This window comes from Ruegeria lacuscaerulensis (assembly GCF_013034685.1).
In the GTDB taxonomy this organism is placed as follows: domain Bacteria; phylum Pseudomonadota; class Alphaproteobacteria; order Rhodobacterales; family Rhodobacteraceae; genus Ruegeria; species Ruegeria lacuscaerulensis_B.
On sequence record NZ_WQGO01000004.1, the window covers coordinates 405,464 to 423,793 of the forward strand.

Sequence of the window (18,330 nt, forward strand, 5' to 3'; positions counted from 1 at the left end):
TATTCCTTGCTTCGATGCGACTGTTTTACACCCTACGATCAAGACTGCGAACAAAGCGCCAGATCAATTTTGGGCGAAACAGGCTGTCAGGATACATAATCACTCCGCGCAGCCCTTCCAACAAGGCCACAGGTTTGCGGCCATATTGGAACTGATTGCGGACATTGGACCAATAGCGGTCAATCTCACGCGCGCGCAGCAGACGCCGCAGCTGCGCGCCGAATTTCTGCTGCATCGCGGGATTATTGGCGATCTTTTCGATGCAAGGCGCCATCTGGGTAAACCCCGTGTCGCGGGTCTGAAAATTCGCCCCGGTGGCCACCTGCCGATACAGCAACAGCGCAGGGCCCGGCACCACCTCAAACCGACCTTCCAGCGCGACGCGACTCCAGAACTCCCAATCCTCGCCGTTTTTCAGGCTGGTGTCATAGCCCCCGGCCTGTCGCGCTGCTTGCGTTCTGAGAGCCAGCGCGCCACCATTGACCACATAATTCTTGCGCAAAAGTGCCGCCAATTGATCCTGTTCGGGGATCAGCGCGCGATTGTCCGCGCCGCGCAAATCTTCGCCGTCGACGTTGATCCGCTGAACGCCCGCAACGGCACCAACCGCGTCGCTGTTCGATAGCGATGCGTGGAACCGCTGCAACGCCTCAGAATGCAGCAGATCATCCGCATCCAGAAACAGAACAAACGCGCCACTGGCTTGTTCAAGCCCCAGATTGCGGGCGGCGCTGACGCCTTTTGCCGGGCCTGACACTGGCCGAAACCGGGCATCCTTCTGTGCGTAAGCATCGAAGATGCGTCGTGTGCCGTCGGTTGAGCCGTCATCGATACAGATCACCTCGAACGCGGTTAGGGTTTGGCTGCTGACGCTGTCGAGCGTCTGCGTCACGAACCGTTCCATGTTGCGGGCGGGGATGATGATTGAAAACTCGGGCACGGGGTCGGTCATTTCAGCCGCCTCCGACCCGGTCGACCTGCACGGCCGAAGCACTGTATTCGGCAAACTCCACCCGCATCAGGGCAGCCAGCATCCCGGCGCCACGATAGATCTCCAACAAGCCCCGATACCATCTGGGTTTCGAGCCGAACCCCAGGCACAGACACATCACACAGCCCCATCCGATGGCACCCACCCCTTTGACCGCACGCATTGCGACGCCTTTGCGCCGGATCAGGGCGATGCGCCCCAGCGTGTTGCCCTTGCGAAACCAGCGCCGTCCCAGCCATTTCAGCGTCGCGCGGTTTTCAGGCACGTCGTCCCAGACCATTGCCTGCGCCGCCGCCCGGATCACACCGCCTGATTGGCGCATGCGCGAAAAAAACTCTTCGTCCTCGCCGCCGGTGATATTGAACCGGGTATCAAAGCGCATGTTGCGGTCGCGAATGACGCGTGCATCGGCCATCGAGTTATTCGTCGCCGCTGACACCAGCGCAGCGCCCTGCTCATACGGCCCCATTCGAAACAGGTTCAGCGCTTCGACCCAGCCCGGCGGAGGGGTTCTGAACCTCGGCTCGACCGGGCCCTGCGCAGCAATCGTGTCCGGCAGTTGCATCGTGTCCAGCATCTGCAGAAGCCATTGGTCCGAGACCGCCTCATCATCATCCAGAAACGCGATATAGTCCGCGTCGGACGGCGCCTCGGCCAGCGTCCGGTTCCGGGCCGAAACAATGCCGCGTGCGGGTTCAATCACATAGATAACCGGCCAACGCGTAAGGGCGTGAATATCCCCCAACTCTGCTTGCGCCGTGGCTTCGGGCGCGTTGTCGGCAATCACGAGCGTCACGCGCGCATCCCGACCCTCAAGCTTTTGCGCGTTCAGACTGTCGATCAGCGCCTTCAGCCCATGAGGCCGCAGGTAGGTTGCGATACAAATGGCAACATGAGGTCGCGTGCTATAGTGGGCATCAGCGCTCATAACCCGCCTGCTCCAGCGCCTGTCCGGCCAACTTGTCGAACCGGGCTTTCTTGCTGTCCGGCCACTCGGCCCAGCGCTTTACCGGGTTGAAATCCGCGGTCTTTGCCTGCGGTTGCCAACGCTGTTCGTTCGCAGCGGTTGAACGCGAGGACCCCCGCACCGGCATCTTGTCGATCTCGGCCCAAGGAAAGCGCGCGGCCTCCAGCCCGATATGGTCCAGCATCTGCTGCACGTGGCTGGGCGTATTGCCGACGATATCCTCGTATCGGACAACCATCGTATCAGCGTTTTCATTAGGGCCGCCGCTGCTGAAACTCAGAATCGCCTCGGCCCCCAAACGCCATTCATCGGCCAATTGGCGGAAATTTTTGCTGCGCAGGGAAAACCGCGAGAACGTTCTGAGCGAGGAGTCCAGCACGTCCCGCCCGTCCCTGAGACACAGAATTATCTTGGCGTCGGGAAAGATATAGCGTGCCAGCGACAGGTCCTGCACATGCGGGCATTTTAGTAGTATGTGCTGCCCCTCGGCCTGCGCCTGCAACTCGCGGAACCATGCCCCAGCCAGCATGGCCAGCATGTCATAATGCCCCAGCACTTCCTCATTGCGCGGGAAGTACCGCAGGAAATCACGCGAAAAGGCCGCTGCGTCGCCAGCCGCGTGAAGCAGCGGAAACTCATAGAGCCTGCCGGGATCGGCGGTGACGTCAGGGTGCATTCCCACCAGATCATGCACAAAATTCGTCCCCGACCGGGGCAACACGCCAAAAATCAGGATCGGAGTACGGATGTCACCGCGCGCCCTGCGCGCGAGGGCGGCAAGATGCGCCCCCTGTTCGGCAGAGACCGGCGGCATGAAATCCCGGCTATCCAGAAACCGGGCCCCCAAAATGCGGCGGGCCATACGCGTGATCTGGTTGATGCGCAGGTCTCCAAAAATCCGTGCTGTATCCCGGACGCCCATATCTTACCCGTGCGTTCCCGTCTTGATCGGTGGCAAAAGTTGCCAAGTGGGCCAAGGTAGATTGTCGCGCCCGAGAAACTGCGCGACAAACTCCATGTCGTCACGGAATTGCTCGGCCAACATCACGCGAGTTTCGGGTGTGGGTGGCGGCACTTTTGTTTTCAGATGCTGTTTGTTCATAGCCAGAGCCTGTTTCAGACCTGGGACCTTCTTCATCCCTTTGACCAGCCTGGCCAACCCAAGCGAACGCAGAACGGAACCGCCTTTGCGCAGCGTGTTCTGAACGGCCTGGTTTTTGTATACGATAGTTTCGTGATGACGTTCGGTGATCGCCGAGGGGTTTTCCTCGGGCGCGACACCCAAATGTGCGCAGATGCGCCGATAGGTTCCCTGGGGATCTTTCGCCACGTCTTCGGACAGCAGGACAAGCAGTGCGCCTTTGTTGAAGTGGTCCAACCAGTTTTGCAGGTTTGCTTTGTAGTGGCTTTGCAGCGTGTAGGCTGGGTTCAGCGGCAGCGCATCTTCAAACGACGTATCGGGCGGAATGTGACCTTTGCGGATCTCGTGCAGATGATTTGAAAACGCCCGCTCGACCGGATCCCGCAGAATACAGATCAACTTGAAGTCGGGGTTATAATCCCACGCCCGTTGTGCGGCATCACGGCTGTAGAAGTAATTGGGCGAGCATTCGCCCCGGATAACGCCCGGCTCAGCCGGGTCGAAGCGGGATTCATACCATTGAAACCCCAAATCGTAACGGGCATTGAAAAAATTGAGCTCTTTCGTTTCGCTGGTCCGCACCGAAGGGTGCTCGGAAAGCACGTGATGCAACCACGTGGTGGCTGCTTTTTGGACACCAATCCCGATGAAATTTGTCTTCGTCACTCACTCATACCTTCGAAAAACAGGCCCTATGGCTTGACAACTTTACCCATGCCGTCACCGGCGTAAAAACTTTGTAAACACGTCCTTCCTGACAACGATACTCAACGCATGCGGTAGTGTATGCAAGTATCGCTTGAGCAGGTAGCCCGGACCTGTCGCGATACGGTGCAACCACTCCAATCCCATGGACTGCATCCATCGCGGTGCTCGGGCGTAGTCACCAACCACGTAGTGATAGCACCCCCCGCAGGTCACCACCCAGGCGCATTGCGTCAGCTTCGGCGCGATACGGGCGGCAAAATACTGTTCTTTCGGCTTGCCGAGCCCCACCCACAAGATATCCGCACCGCTCGCATTGATATCGGCAATCACCGCCTCTTCATCGGCAGGATCAAAATACCCGTTGCGGCGCCCGGCAATGACAAGACCGGGATACATCTCTTGCAGGCGCGCTGCGCAATCTCGGTTGATCTCTTCGGTCGCGCCCAGCAGGTAAAAGCTGAGACCGTTTTTAGCAGCGACCTTAGCCGCCGAGTGGATGAAATCTGTGGTTGCGGTACGTTCGGGCACTCCGCCCTCTCCGTGCGCCATACGAGACGCCCAGACGACGATCTGGCCATCCGCATGGATGATATCGGCCGAATCCATCACACGGGCAAATCCTTCGTCCGTGGCATAGGTGGATATGGCATGCGCATTCGAGCTGAACACAGTCACCGCACGTGTCAACGCGCCAGATCGCCGTTTGAGCACATCTTCCGCCATTGCTTTGGTCAGGTCTTCATCCCCGGCTTGCGCGACGGGTACCCCTCCGACCAATATGTGCGGCAAGCGCATTTCGACCGTCTTGTTCATCAATACTCGTTCCAAAATCACCAGGTAACACTCGACGCTGGACTCAAAGTAACAGCCGCAGCGATTCTTACTATTAAATTAGAGTTTATCTTCCGTTCATCTTGGAAATTGACCCTACTTCGCACCAATTGCAGGCAAGCCGCACCGAATTAGTCATCAATCCTCCGAAACTTAGCACATTGTTTACGACATATGCGGTTTTCTCTGTTGAATACAGGTTTGTGGGCCTATGTTTTCTGTAGTCCGTGTTTCAGATTGTTAATTAGTTATGACTGATCAGTATCGCCGAGGATTGGATGTTGAATTGACGGGTTTCGGCCAGGCTCCGGCCGGCGATCCCGAACTTAGGGTGTTGTCGAATATCGCGTGGGCGATCCGACGTTCGATCCTGTGGATATTGCTGGTCGGATTTCTGGGCGGGGTGACCGCCTATCTGCTGTCCTACCTGTCGGACACGAAATACACCTCAAGCGCTAAGGTCATGATCGAGACCCGCGTTCAGACCGAAACGCAGTTTACGCCGCAGGTATCGGGCCTGCCCCTTTCCCTGACATCGCTTGAGAGTGAGTTGCAACTTCTGCGCTCGACCGATCTGATCGAAAATGTCGTGGATCGTCTGGAACTGCATACGGATCCGGAATTCTCGGGTGCTGAAACTGGCTTTACCCTTTCTCCTATTGCCTTGGCGCGCCGTTTGAAAAACGGGCTGGTCAGTGCACTCAGCGGGGAGGATGACGCGGACGAGGGTGGCGACAGTGGTCAAACCCTGGAAGAGATGCAGCGCGAAGCGACCATCGAGAAATTGCTGGAGTCACGCCGCATCGAACAGATCGGCGAAACCTCGGCCGTGTACGAAATTCGCGTGTCTGCGAAAACGCCGCAAAAAGCAGCCGTCATCGCCAATAGCCTGGCCAATGAGTACCTATTTGTCCTGACGCGCATGAAACGCGATGATCTAAGCCAGTCGCAGGAATGGTTGGCAACGCGGATCGGTCAGATACGCGAAGACCTGAACAAGCTCATCTCGGATCTTGAGGCACATTCGGTCGAAACGCCTTACTCACCCGAGGAATACGCCACCATCAAGGCACAGCGCATCAAGGCCGAGAAACGCGCCCGGCTGGTAAATGAAGAACTGTTTGTGCTGGATGAACAGACCAACACCATCCAACTGCTCAGGGACAATGGCAATGTCGCCGAAGCGGTAGAATTCGCCGTTCAATCGGCGCTGGTACCGCAGAGCACGGCCAATAATTCAGATGACGCGCAAGCGGTTCTGGACAGTGCGTTGGAAGCAGCACAGCGCAAAACGGAAATTCTGAACGGACAGCTGGCCACACTGAATATCAGCATCAACACGTTCAAGGACCAACAGGTACGCCAGGTTCAGCATGACTCGGTCACCAAGCGGATCGAGAATGAGATTCTTGTGGCAGAAGCAATCTATCGTGACTTTGTTTCGCAACTGGGGCGCCGGGCCGAACAGGGTGATTACCTGGATGCAGGGGCCCACATTATCGAAACTGCACGCGCTTCGGTCGATCCATCCGAGCCGAAAAGAGCGCAAATGGCAATCGGGGTCATGATTGCAATGATCTTCGGTGGCCTGGGTTTTGCCGTGATCCGCGAGTTGTTCCAAACGCGCCTCAGAACCACCTATGAGCTTGAAAACACTACGGGCGTCAAACTTTCGGCAATCATTCCCGAAGTTCGAAAGGACCCCCCCTTTGAGACCTTCTTTACTAATGACGGAAAGCTGGACCCAGAGTTGCTGCATTTCGGGCGTAAGCTTCTGGCCAGCAGCGATATCGGTCTGCGTACCCTACGCAACGAGAGTGAGCTGACCACCTCTCAAGCGGCCGAGTTCTTTACCAAGAATGTCGATAGCAAACACGGCCAGCGCTTTGCCGAGAATGGGTGCATGATCTTTTCAGGCGCGTCAGCGGTACCGGATGAGGGAAAAACATCCGGCCTACTGCTGATCGGGTCGGTCTGCGCGCAAGCCGGATATCGGACGTTGATCATTGACTGCGACACGGTCACTTCCACCTATCGCGACCTATCGCAACTGTCCGTCGAAGGGTTGAAACACGGGGCAAAGCACCCAGCGTCGTTTCAGGACAACATCGTCAGCACCCCGCAAGACGGACTGGATATCCTGCCGTTGATCGGACCGTTGGAAGACGAGGCTCAGGCCAAAGAAGTGGGTGAGTTCCTGTGCTCTCCGGCCTTCCTGAACCTGCTCTATTCGCTGTCCGACATGTATGAAGTGATCCTTCTGGATACACCGCCGTTGTTGCGCGCGGTCGAGTCGGCTTACCTGTCGCAAATCTCGCATCGGGTGATCCTGTTTGCGCGCTGGAACAGCACGCATAGGAACACGGTCCTGCAGGCAATGCGCGAATTGGAAAATGCGGGCGTTCGCCCCTCGGCCCTGGTGGCTACGCGGGTCGATATGAAACAGGTCCGACACTACGGCGACCCGATTCTAGGATAAAAGACCAGTCCAAAGCAAAGGGGCGGCACTCCGACCTCGCAAAACGAAGCGGGCGCGGGTCAAAGACCTCACGCCCGTTGTAAGCCAGCTGCATTTTGGTGCTATTCGGTCAGAGGGACCTCTTGCGTGATCTCCTGCACCGAGACTTCTACGCTGTCACCGGGCAACAACTGGGTCAGTTTGTCTGCACCCAACTGTTGCAGTTGTCCGTCTACCACCCGAAAGATCGTGACCGAGTAGTCAATATCCGTAATCAGGTTTTCGGTTCCGATCTCATCCGACGCGCCCGCCAGATATTTCGAGATCGTATCCATCTGATGCCGCGCATCACGGACGGACAAGCTAGCGGCGCGACGCTCTTGCAACAACCGAAGCGACCGTTCCTGATCAAATTGCTCTTGATCGCGTTTCAGACGGGTCAGGATCAGGCTTGTAGCTGCCAGATCCTCTTCAACCTCCAACAAACGGGTTGCAGACAAAACGGTCGTACGGCGCGTATCGGCCATACGGGACCCCGGCGCGAGGCCTTTTTGGACCAGCGCAACGACGCGCGCCTCTTCCTCTTCATCGGCCGCGACAGCCTTGGCAAGCTCTACTTTCTGTTCTTCAAGAATCCGGATCCGCTCGGCCGCCTGAAATTGGGCATCTTCGAAATAGGCGCGCTCACCTGCTTCGTTTTCCTGATTGATGGTGCGAATCCGGACATGTTCTGCCACCAATTCCTTCAAGACCCTGGGAGATATAGAAACACTGGCCTGACTGGGCGGCGCCAGATCCATATCTTGCGCCAACTCGGATGAGGCGCGCCATGCAGTCACCAGCCCCTGTGCGTGTTGCAACGCAGCCTGACCATAGGTGGTCTGCCAGCGCAGCAGTTGGATCGGGTCAATGGTGACATCATCGGCCAGTAGCCGGCTCCTAACCCCCCCGGCCAAGGCAACCGCCTCGCGCGCAGTGATGGCGGGGCGAAAGTCGATCTGACCGGTGCGTGCAACATCGCCGCCGATGATAATCGGGCGGTATCCATTGCGGGCGATCTCGATCTCATCTCCGTCCAACTGGATGATATAGATCTCGCCATTCTGGTCATATTGCTTGACGATCTTGCCCGCTGCGTCCTGACGTACCAACTGCTCCAGCGCATCCGTCGACAGACCTTGCGCTTGGAACTGGCCCAGCCATTGCAGGTTGACCTCGCCATGGGCATCAATCGCCGCTTCGAAGGACAGATCTTGCAAACCCGTCAAAGTCACACGGACTTTGTCACCTGGCTCAAGGTTGAAATCCGCCGCCGCCGACATTGGCATCGCTAGCAGGGTGCACAATCCGAGCGCGCGGTACGCGGTGGACAGGCGCAACGCTGGGTTTCTAAATCTGCGTTTCATAAGCCATCATCCTATCGTCGGTCAGTTCGGGATCAGCAGCCGGTTCCATTGCAAACGGCACCGATCGTGCGGAACAGGATTTTCAGATCGTACCAGAAGCCCAGATTTCGCGCATAATCGCTGTCGAAGATCGCCCTATGCGAGAACTCAACCTCGTTGCGTTCGGACACCTGCCACAAGCCGGTGATCCCTGGCTTCATCAGCGTGTATTCGCGCCCCGGATACAATTCCTGCTGCTGCGGCATCATCGGACGTGGGCCGACAAGGCTCATGTCGCCGATCAGAACATTCCAAAGCTGAGGCAACTCATCCAACGAGGTCATACGGATGAAACGACCGAATTTTGTGACCCTCGGATCGTTGTCCAGCTTTTGCTTTGTTTCCCATTCGGACGCAGCGGTTGGATTTTCGGCCAAATGTTTCTGAAGTTGAAACTCTGCGTCAGAAACCATCGACCGGAACTTGAGGAAGTCGAACTCGCGACCGCCGATTCCAACACGGCTTTGGCGATAGATGGCAGGTCCGCCATCCAACTTCACCAAGACGGCAATCACTAACATGACCGGCAGCACAAACGGCAGACCGATTAGAACCAACAAAATATCCAGCAAACGCTTGCCTTTGACAGCGTAGAAGCTCCGCAAATTGGAGAACTCGTCACAGACCTTAATAGAACTTTGGTTTGGTTTATAAATTTCCGATTCTTCTAATTGGAAAGAACCTCGTATTTGGTTCATAATAACCCCCAAAAACTAACACAACGGACTAAAATCACGCCAACAAGTCTTCCAGCCGCGCAACACACCCGCTTGGGAATCTGCCCCAAAAAACAAGGCAAAGACCCAACGATTGACTACTATCCGCTCAATAGATTTGGGGAACGCCGCACACGAACGCGACAACCCACCCTTTGTTTTCTCCCGACTCACACATGATGTGCGGTCAGGATTTTTACCCCGCTAGATACTCGCACTAATGGTCTGATGTGACAACGATTTTGTTAACCACCTGTTAACAAAACGACCACAATTTCGTGAACATGCTAAGTAAATTGACACGCTGCCTTAAAAATGGGCTGAACTTCACCCAAAACAAACCGCTGAGGCCAGTCCAAACAAGCCTTGCCGCCCTTCGCGTATTGTCCCTGCGCTGAGCAGGGATTTTGTCAGTTTCCAGTTTTAACGGCGGATTTCTCAGCGATCTTCACGCGCAACCTTCCGTTGAATAGAAAATGAAGTCCGGCGATCAGAGCCGGAGCACTGCATCCGATCAGGAAGCTGAAGATCACGGCCTGAATTAGGCCTGTGCCCGTTAGAAGAAATGCCACAAAACACATTGCGGCAACCAGCGGACCTGACAGTAAATACAATATGACCATCGGTTTTGCTCTTGGTTTATGCGTCGTTTCTGCGTCTGCCTACCCTGAAACCAGAATGTGTGTTTTTTGGGGCAACTGTTGGAAAATATAGTTTCCCAAAGTCAAACAGTCGCGGGGTAACACATCAAATTGATCTCAAGTTCATCATATCATCATATTTTCAGGACCACGATATCCCTTTAGCCGGGATTCAAAATTCATTGTGCCAGTGGGCAAATTTGCGCCACCCGGCCCACTCGAATCTGTCGGTCTTCAGTTAAGAAGTTGTTAACGCTGAATTACTTCGAAGAGGGAAATCCGCTTGCGGACGCCCAGCCACGTATCTTCCGCCATGCTGCGGCAGCTGCCGTCTGATGCAGGCATGCGAAAACCACGAACATCACGACAGCTGAAAGCGAAAGCAGCGCAAATTGTAACACGATTCCACCCGACTCAGCTGCGAGAACCGCCAGAGGTGCGAAAGCAACAGCTCCAGCGGCGGCTTTGAATATCTCTGGCACGGGCACTGCAATGGGGTCGATGCGACGGCCAATATGATAGTAGGCCAGAAAACTCAGCAATCCGCTGATCAAAAAGGCAACGGCGGCACCCGGTGGACCCAGAAGGTAGATGAAGACGAAAGATAGCGCGACATGCACAGCCAGCGAACACAAGGTAATGGCCAATTGCAGCCCAGTCTTTTTGGCGCGCGAAAAGGCAAAGCTGAAATAAGCCCCCTGCAACCCGAACGTAAATGAGGCTATTGCCAGAACCCGCAGATACCCTGTGGTTCGGTCGGCAAATTCGGGATCGAACAGCAGATTGGCAAAAACGCTTGCCGCACAGATCAGCGCGGCCACGATGGGCACCGCAATCAGCATCAGAAACGAGAAATACCGCTCCAGCACCGCGTCTGACGATTGCGCGCCGCGTTTTTCCAGCGCCTCGAATATCGACGGACCCCATACGCGGGACAGGGTCTCCATCGGAAGGCGTACAGTTCGGGAGGCCAAGGTTTGCGCCGCTGCGAAATAGCCCGCGTAGTCCATCCCCGCAAAGACGGCCAGCAAGGATTGCGTTGACATCGCAAAGAATGTGGCGGTGGAGGAGACGACGGCCACGGGAAACCCGAACAGAAGATAGGTTTTAAGCACCGCCCCTTTTGGCCGCGCCACGCCCGAGCGGCGCAACGTGACCGCCAGCGCATAGGCCCCGGTCAGTGCTGCGCCCAGGGACATGCCAATCAGCGCGCTTTTGTAACCGCCACCGGTCAGTACAAATCCGACCGCAAGCGAAACGCCCAGCCCATGGCGCAGCAAGGTAACGGCTGCGTATTTTGGCCCCTCGTGGTACTGGCGCAGGCAGGCGGTTCCCAGTTCGTGCATCGCGTGGCTGATGCAATAGATCGCCGCAAAGAACAGGCCGTCGATCCACCCACCGGGCAGGATGACCGACACCAGAGCCGCCAGAACGAACAGCGACGCAGCCAGGATCGCAGCCGTCGACAGGGACATGGCGATGGTTTTGCCTTCGAATTCCGGCGTGTGGTGGAATCGTCCGATCGCAATCGCCAACCAATGGAAGGTGAACGAAAACATCAGATTCCCAAGCAACAGGGTCAGCGTATAACGTCCGAAATCCGCAGGCCCCAGAACGCGGGTCATCACGACAAGGATCGCAATCGCAATCACCGCAGACATCATTCTGGGCACGAAAAACCACGTCATCGCAGGTCGGACCTTAGAAACGACAGATGAAAACTCATAAACAATCCCAATCGCCCGGTCGACACGCCGCACGTCCGCCGACCTTTCGCCTGTCTGGCTACTGTGACACCAGCCCGTCGAATGTACAGATGGTTTTTGGATCATGCGCCGCGCGCATAATTCATTTGCCGGGTCCACCGCGGCCGTGGCAAACTTTACCGAGTGATTAAAACCGGTGGAACAATTCAAGCTGTCGACCCGATGAGGCGCGCCAATTCCTACCGCAAATTCTTTGGATAGACCTTACGCAGCGATGACGCCCCTGACCCGACAGACACAATACCAGCAACAATCCGGCGCAGCCTTCCATCATTGGATTCTGGCCGCCTGTCTGGTGATCATGCTGTTGGTTGGCACCGATGTGGTCTCGATCGTGCTGTGGCAAATGGGGCTGGCCAAGAAGATTGAAATCGTGCTGCTGATACCGATCATGGGCATCACGTTGCTGTATTATCGCCACTTGATCCGGGGCATGACGGCCTCACCCGAGATCACGCTGTTGATCTGTTTGACTGTCTTATCAATCACCTGGAGCGATTTTCCCGCCTATTCAATCGAGCGTCTCGTTCCCTTGATCGTGACGTCCGGGTTTGCCATCGCTTTGGGTAGCATGATGTCCATGCGTGGGCTTTTAATCTTTCTCGCCATCTATTTCGGGAGCTCGATGGTCCTGTCGATGGGCGCAATCATGACCCTGCCGCAAGCACGTGGTATCCCGCCCTGGGGGGACACCTGGAACGGGATCTATGCCCACAAAAACGGGCTGGGACTGGCAGCAATGACGGCGATGCTGACGTGCTACTATGCGTCGCGACAATTCACAGGGCGGCTGAAAACCGTCTTTATGATCGGCGCCCTGCTGGGTGTCTTTTTACTGATCGCCTCAGAATCGCGCACCTCTCAGGTCATCGGGCTGATCACGATGTCGGCGCTTTTGATCAGTCAGATCGTTCCGCGATTGGAAACAATTTGGGCCATAGGCTTCATTTTGTTTGCAGTTCTCTTTGTCGGTACGATTGCCTTCCTATTGGCCTCACCGATTGCCGAGCCTTTGTTTGCGCTGATCGGACGCAAGCCCACCCTGTCCGAACGCATCCCGATCTGGGAGCTGGTCTGGCCCAATGTTAAAGAGCGGTTCTGGTTGGGCTGGGGTTATCTAGCCCATTGGAATGAAAACGCACCACACCTGCGGTTCTACGCCAGCAAGGGAGAGCTGGGGTTCCTGCCGCATTATTCGCATAACGGGTTGCTTGAGACCTTCTTGAATGCCGGTTTTATCGGCGTGGCCCTTCTATTTTTGGGTCTAATGAGGTTCTTTTTCTCGGTTTTCTACTGCATGCGCCACATCCCGCAGCGCGATCCGTTCGTATTCGTGTTTGTTCTGGGTATGATGTACCTGTTCTCGAACATCACCGAGAGCACGCTTCTTAGCCGGATGAGTTCCAGTTGGATTTTCTTCCTGGCCTACACGACCAAAATGAATCTGGTCGCCCGCGCGCTGCGGGCCGATGCACGGGCCCACTATGAGCTCCAGAACAGAACGCGCCGCGCTTCCCAATTCGTGTCAAAACCCACGTGAATGTTGCGACTTTTTTCTAAGCAAAGGGTAATTTCGGACCCTATGCAGTTGCAGAAAGATTGACAGGCGCACGGTGGGTGGTGTGGACTCTGGCCATTCGCGTATCGAGATCAATTTCGATTCAAAGGTATTTGGGGGAGGCCCAGTTGAAGACAGCAATATTCGCAGGCGGTAAGGGCTCTCGCCTGATAGAAGAAACCCGCATTCGTCCCAAGCCATTGGTGGAAATCGCCAACCGGCCGATCCTCTGGCACATCATGCAGCATTATTCGACCTATGGTCATCATGAATTCGTGCTGGCCCTTGGGTATATGGGCGATCTGATCAAGCAGTACATGTCCGATCTGTGTCAACACGACGGGAACCTCAGGATCGACTTTGCCAAGCGCGAGTTGTTTGGCGAACCTGAATACCGGAACCCCGCGCTGGACGCTCAAATGCCGCCTTGGACCGTGGATTTGATCGACACTGGCGTCGACACGATGACAGGCGGGCGTCTGGCTCGGCTACAGCCCTATCTGGGGAACGAGACCTTCATGCTGACCTATGGGGACGGCGTGTCAAACGTAGATCTGGACGCACTGCTGGCCTTTCACCGGTCGCACGGCAAGCTGGCTACGATCACTATGGTGCGTCCCCTGACTACGTTCGGGCATCTTCAGGTGCGCGAGGATGGTCTGGTCGAAGGGTTCATGGAAAAGCCCGAAACCGCCGCAGATTGGATCAATGGCGGGTTCTTTGTTCTGGAACCCGAAGTGTTCGATGCCGTCGCCAGTGTAAATGGCGACGAAATCATGTGGGAAGAAGGCCCCTTGCCCAAGCTGATGGAGATGGGAGAACTGATGGCCTATCGCCATCCCGGCTTCTGGTACTGCATGGACCACCTCGCCGACAAACGCCGTTTGGAAGATATGTGGAAGAACGGCAATCGCCCCTGGGCCACGTGGGAACAAGGCAACGGGCCGACGAACGGCTCGACCCGCCTGACCGGCGACGGTCATCGCCCCGGCATTGGCAGAGGCGGAAATCCGGGGGACTGGGTCCGCTACAAGTCCCTGTAAGCGTTTCGAATTAAACTGCCTGGAGCGTCTCAAGAACGGTCCGGGCACCGCGTTCACCGGATTTGAACGCCTCATCTGTCCACTGATAACCCCACTCGCCGAACCGTCCGACATAGGTGATGCCGACCTCGTCCAGCCATTTGTGGACGATCGGCAGCGCCTCTTCCCGGTCCAGATCGAAGATGATGTTGGCGTGCGTAATCAAACGCGCATCCTTGTGCAGGATTTCTTCATCCTCGGTGATCAACCCGATCTTGACCAGATCATCAATCACCGGCTGAATCAGATCCTCGGGCGCGACGTCCAGCGGTCTGTATTTGTTGGAATAATAGCATTCAGCCTGAACAGAACCACATCCCGGCGGGCAGGTCTTGGTGGACATTTTGTGCGGGAAGCTGAGGCGGGTAAAGACGATGTCCTCGTCGTAGATATAGGTCCAGGTAGCGGGAGTAAAATCATCGCGCGCAAGGCCGATATTCACCGTCACACAAGTGGTGCAGGCCAGCTTGGCAGCCGCGTCCAGAACCGATTGCGGGGCGCCTTTGACCATCGGGATCAGGTCCGGCAACGGGATGGAGGAGATCAGCTTGTCATAACTCTCGGTCACACCATTTTCGAACCGAACCGTTTTGGCCACCGGATCAATCGCCACCACCTTGTGATCCAGATGCAGATCGGTTTTTTCCATGAAGGGCTTGAGGTATGAGATAAAGCCCCCCTCGGTCGGATACCGGAAGTCGGTGATATAGTGGACATCCGGCGTTTCGGCGAAAACCGCGCCTCGGATCACTTCTTCCATCGAGGGGCGATATAGGCGCGGGCCCATCCAGACGGTGCTCATCTGATCGGCGTCCACGGTGTGATATTTCTTGCCGTAAACCGCCGGGAAATGCGTACCGAAGGTTTCCCCAAAGACCGAGATCAGCCATTCCAGATAATTCGCAGGCTTCTCGACCACTTCCTGTTTGGACGCCTCGATGAAATCCAGAATGCACTGGGTTTTCAGCTCATCAGGCAAGTTGTGCAAATTGGCCTGCGCCGGGTGCTTGACCCAGGCCCCGTGGTAATAGTTGTTCACGTAAGCCTGCAGTTTTTCGTATTTGCCGCCCACGTTACTGGCAAACAGATCTTGAATACGCGGGTCTTTCGAGAAGGAAATATGCGGACCGTCGTCGAAGATGAAGCCGCTGTCATGGGCAAAGGTTGCCGTATGACCGCCGGGAAAAGCGTTTTTGTCATACATCCGGCTTGAAACGCCCGCGCCATGCAGATGATGGGCCGCGCCCAGACCAGCCATGCCGGACCCAAGGATAATGATGTTCTCGTCACTCATATCAGGTTTCTTTCGCAATCTCGCGGCGCCACCAGGCAATGGTGTCCGCAACTCCGGTTTCCAAAGTGAATTTCGGGGACCAGCCTAGCTCGGTCCGCAATCGGGTATTGTTGGCCTCGACCAGAGGCGGGTCGCCCGGCCGGGCTTCGCGCGCGCCAAGACGCACCAGGTCTTCGGCACCAATCTGACGGGCGATTTCAAGGATCAGGTCAGACAGAGGGATGGCCGTGCCGCTGCCGATATTGACCGGACCTTCAAGGTCGCTGTTCAGCAGGGCCACCATCGCGCTTGCAACATCGTCGACGTGCAGGAAATCTCGTTTCTGCCGCCCATGGGTGCACAGGGCTTCGCGCCCTTGCAACAATGAGATCACTACATCCGCCGCCAATCGCCGTGGATTCTCACCCGGCCCGTACAGAAAGAAGGGTCGCGCCCAGGCCCCCGACAGATCCAGCGCGCCACACATCTTTTCAAAAGCGGTAGCCAACCCCGCCTTGGCCGCGCCGTATTCAGTTGCCGGTGTCAGGGGTGTCTCGCGCTCATGCAGCTTGATCGGCTTGGACCAGTCATATTCCATGCACGACCCGCAAAATGTAACCCGCTGCCCGCCCGCCTGTGCAAAGGCAAATAACAGGTCGATCGAGTGCTGCACCCTGCGGAAATTCTCCAACGCTTGCTGGTTTCCCGGCCCCATATACCAAGCCAATGCCAATAGGTGTGTGGGGTGGTGCTGGTCCAACACCGCTTGGATCGCCGCGGTGTCAGTCGTATCAGCGTTGACCCAGATCACGTCGCCGGAGACTTGCGGGGGTGGACCACTTCGATATGTGGCGATGACTCGGCAGCCGGCAGTGGCGAGCTGACGAACGCAAGCGCGTCCGATAAATCCCGCAGCACCCGTGACCAGAACCGTTGGTTTTTGCTGTTTCGAACTCATCATGGCTGGGGATACTATCTTGCGGAGCTTTCAGGAAATCAGACTGGATTGAGCGGCCAAGTCGCATCTGTTTCAGAAACAGTAGATGTAAAAAATGGACATTGTGCACCCGATGCAGAGGCGTCAATTCGAATCCCTCGGCCAATCTCCGTGCTTTCGAATGTGGTGGAGGAACTAAACGCCTGCGCAAACGTCAGTATTAGACCCCGCACGCAAAGCCAAATCGTCCTGTGGGAAACAACGCCGGCAGGCCGCAAGGGACAATCCGTAAAAATCATTAAACACCCGCCTTCATCAACGGCACCCAAACAAAAACAACCCGCACGACACGTGGTCAGAAATCAAACAAAATCTACCTTGCCTGGGATTCTGTAACCTAGGCCGGCCCCCAAAAACTTAAACACAGACAGCCTGTTTTTCCACAATTTTCGGACTTTACTTGGGGTGTTTGCCGGTGACGCTGAACAAGTGTGCAAGCGCAGGATCGGAAAAAACCTTTGGAAGCTTGGCCGCCATATGAGATAGTTTGGCCTTATTTTGTGTTAAAGGATCAGCCGGTTGACCAGTTCCTCAGTTTCCACCACCGCCTCGCGCGATGTGCTGATCTTCTCTCAACGCAGATTGAACGACAACGTTTCGCGCTGTTCGGGGTTCGAATTCGAAGACGTTCTGACCGAAATAGAAGCGGTCGACATCGTGGCCCCAGCCCGAAAACGGGACCGGTCGCTGCCTTATGATCCCAAACGCTGGCTGTCCAAACGAACAGATCTGTTCCGGCACTGGCCGTCTGGTGCGCAGAAAGTGACGCTGCAAAAGGACTATGACATCTTTGTTTGCGACGTCCAGAAACCGCAGGAGCTGCTGACGCTGGATGCGATCCCGAACTGGCGCGAACACTGCGGTCTGGCCGTCTGTGTGCTGGAAGAGGTCTGGAGCAAGGACCTGCATGTACACCTGCCTCTGGTCCGGTCTCTCGCCGAGTTCGACCTGATCGCCTGCGCCTTTGCCGAGGCCTGCGACGCCCTGCATCGCATCACCGGAAAACCGGTGATTCACCTGCCTGGTGCTGCGGATATGGTCCGGTTTGCGCCAACCTCTCTTTCCGCAGAGCGACCCATAGATTTCTATTGCATGGGACGCAGACGGCCCGAGCTGCATGACCGTTTACTCAAGGCAATCAAGGATCGCGGGGGCTTCTATCTATATGATTCCGCAACAAAACCTCCGACCACGGCGCAACACGCGGTGCATCGGGATTTGCTGGCAAATCTGGTTCAGCATTCGAAACTGTTCATGGTGGATATCGCCAAGATCGGCCATGCCGATCAGAAAAAAGGCAATATTGCCTGGGGTCCCCGCCATGTTGAGGGCATTGCCGGTGGGGCCGCTCAGGTCGGCTATGCGCCGGACTCGGATGACTATCGGCAGTATTTCGATTGGCCAGAATCCGTGTTCCGCCTGTCCGAGGATCCCGACGAGGCCATCGACCAGATCGCAGGTTTGTTGGACACGCCGGGTAAGCTGGATCAGATGCGGCGGGTCAACATGGTCCAAGCCCTAAACAAACACGATTGGCTGCACCGATGGGCGCAAATTCTTGAAAAGCTGGGTCTGCCGGAATCAGATGAGATGGCTCGCAGACGGCAAGCGCTGTCCAGCATGTCTGAAACCCTGCTACGCGCAGACACAGCCCAAACGGCCTAGGCCCTTGTTTGTCGGTAGATGGGGGAAAGTTCGTGGGGCGGCATGTGGCACTCAATACCCCTTCAAAGCCAGTCAGAAAAACCAGTATGTG

Annotated in this window: 14 protein-coding genes; 4 read left to right on the forward strand and 10 right to left on the reverse strand. The window is 56.2% G+C overall.

Features of this window, described 5'->3' with window-relative positions:
* Positions 1 to 25: 25 nt before the first annotated feature.
* Genes GOV80_RS13150 through GOV80_RS13170 form a run of 5 tightly spaced genes read right to left on the reverse strand, consistent with a single transcriptional unit; the run spans position 26 to position 4,620 of the window.
* Positions 26 to 952, reverse strand: coding sequence for a glycosyltransferase family 2 protein (locus GOV80_RS13150; protein WP_170785320.1), 927 nt, complete (start codon positions 950 to 952; stop codon positions 26 to 28).
* A 1-nt stretch (position 953) separates the two neighbouring features.
* Positions 954 to 1,919 (reverse strand): glycosyltransferase family 2 protein, encoded by a 966-nt coding sequence (locus GOV80_RS13155; RefSeq protein WP_170785322.1) that lies wholly within the window; start codon positions 1,917 to 1,919, stop codon positions 954 to 956.
* On the reverse strand, positions 1,909 to 2,880 hold the full coding sequence (locus GOV80_RS13160) for a sulfotransferase family protein (protein ID WP_170785324.1): 972 nt from the start codon (positions 2,878 to 2,880) through the stop codon (positions 1,909 to 1,911). The genes GOV80_RS13155 and GOV80_RS13160 overlap by 11 nt, the downstream gene beginning before the upstream one ends.
* Positions 2,881 to 2,883: 3 nt before the next feature.
* The gene (locus tag GOV80_RS13165; protein WP_170773026.1) at positions 2,884 to 3,765 is read right to left on the reverse strand and encodes a sulfotransferase family protein; all 882 of its coding nucleotides are present in this window, start codon (positions 3,763 to 3,765) and stop codon (positions 2,884 to 2,886) included.
* Positions 3,766 to 3,819: 54 nt separating this feature from the next.
* On the reverse strand, positions 3,820 to 4,620 hold the full coding sequence (locus tag GOV80_RS13170; protein ID WP_170773028.1) for a WecB/TagA/CpsF family glycosyltransferase: 801 nt from the start codon (positions 4,618 to 4,620) through the stop codon (positions 3,820 to 3,822).
* A 268-nt stretch (positions 4,621 to 4,888) separates the two neighbouring features.
* Here GOV80_RS13170 and GOV80_RS13175 point away from each other — a divergent pair, with 268 nt between their 5' ends.
* Complete coding sequence (locus GOV80_RS13175; protein ID WP_170785327.1) at positions 4,889 to 7,117, forward strand: GumC family protein; 2,229 nt, start codon at positions 4,889 to 4,891, stop codon at positions 7,115 to 7,117.
* A gap of 101 nt (positions 7,118 to 7,218) precedes the next feature.
* Here GOV80_RS13175 and GOV80_RS13180 read toward each other — a convergent pair whose 3' ends face one another.
* The 3 genes from GOV80_RS13180 to GOV80_RS13190 all read right to left on the reverse strand — a co-directional run bounded on the left by GOV80_RS13180 (position 7,219) and on the right by GOV80_RS13190 (position 11,586).
* Complete coding sequence (locus GOV80_RS13180) at positions 7,219 to 8,502, reverse strand: polysaccharide biosynthesis/export family protein (protein ID WP_170785329.1); 1,284 nt, start codon at positions 8,500 to 8,502, stop codon at positions 7,219 to 7,221.
* A gap of 32 nt (positions 8,503 to 8,534) precedes the next feature.
* On the reverse strand, positions 8,535 to 9,146 hold the full coding sequence (locus GOV80_RS13185; protein WP_237215821.1) for a sugar transferase: 612 nt from the start codon (positions 9,144 to 9,146) through the stop codon (positions 8,535 to 8,537).
* A gap of 1,012 nt (positions 9,147 to 10,158) precedes the next feature.
* Positions 10,159 to 11,586 (reverse strand): oligosaccharide flippase family protein, encoded by a 1,428-nt coding sequence (locus tag GOV80_RS13190; protein WP_170785333.1) that lies wholly within the window; start codon positions 11,584 to 11,586, stop codon positions 10,159 to 10,161.
* A gap of 292 nt (positions 11,587 to 11,878) precedes the next feature.
* On the opposite strand from GOV80_RS13190, the gene GOV80_RS13195 reads away from it, so the two are divergent.
* Both GOV80_RS13195 and GOV80_RS13200 read left to right on the forward strand, forming a co-directional pair.
* A complete protein-coding gene (locus GOV80_RS13195; RefSeq protein WP_170773037.1) occupies positions 11,879 to 13,204 on the forward strand; it encodes an O-antigen ligase family protein in 1,326 nt (441 codons plus the stop codon).
* 146 nt (positions 13,205 to 13,350) lie between these two features.
* Entirely contained in the window at positions 13,351 to 14,265 is a 915-nt protein-coding gene (locus GOV80_RS13200; protein WP_170785335.1) for a sugar phosphate nucleotidyltransferase, read from the forward strand.
* A 10-nt stretch (positions 14,266 to 14,275) separates the two neighbouring features.
* On the opposite strand, the gene GOV80_RS13205 is transcribed toward GOV80_RS13200, so the two are convergent.
* Positions 14,276 to 15,598 carry a protoporphyrinogen/coproporphyrinogen oxidase gene (locus GOV80_RS13205; RefSeq protein WP_170785337.1) on the reverse strand — a complete coding sequence of 441 codons (1,323 nt, stop codon included), beginning with the start codon at positions 15,596 to 15,598 and terminating at the stop codon, positions 14,276 to 14,278.
* A 1-nt stretch (position 15,599) separates the two neighbouring features.
* Positions 15,600 to 16,538 (reverse strand): NAD-dependent epimerase/dehydratase family protein, encoded by a 939-nt coding sequence (locus tag GOV80_RS13210; protein ID WP_170785339.1) that lies wholly within the window; start codon positions 16,536 to 16,538, stop codon positions 15,600 to 15,602.
* 555 nt (positions 16,539 to 17,093) lie between these two features.
* Here GOV80_RS13210 and GOV80_RS13215 point away from each other — a divergent pair.
* Positions 17,094 to 18,239, forward strand: coding sequence for a glycosyltransferase (locus GOV80_RS13215; RefSeq protein ID WP_170785341.1), 1,146 nt, complete (start codon positions 17,094 to 17,096; stop codon positions 18,237 to 18,239).
* Positions 18,240 to 18,330 lie beyond the last annotated feature (91 nt).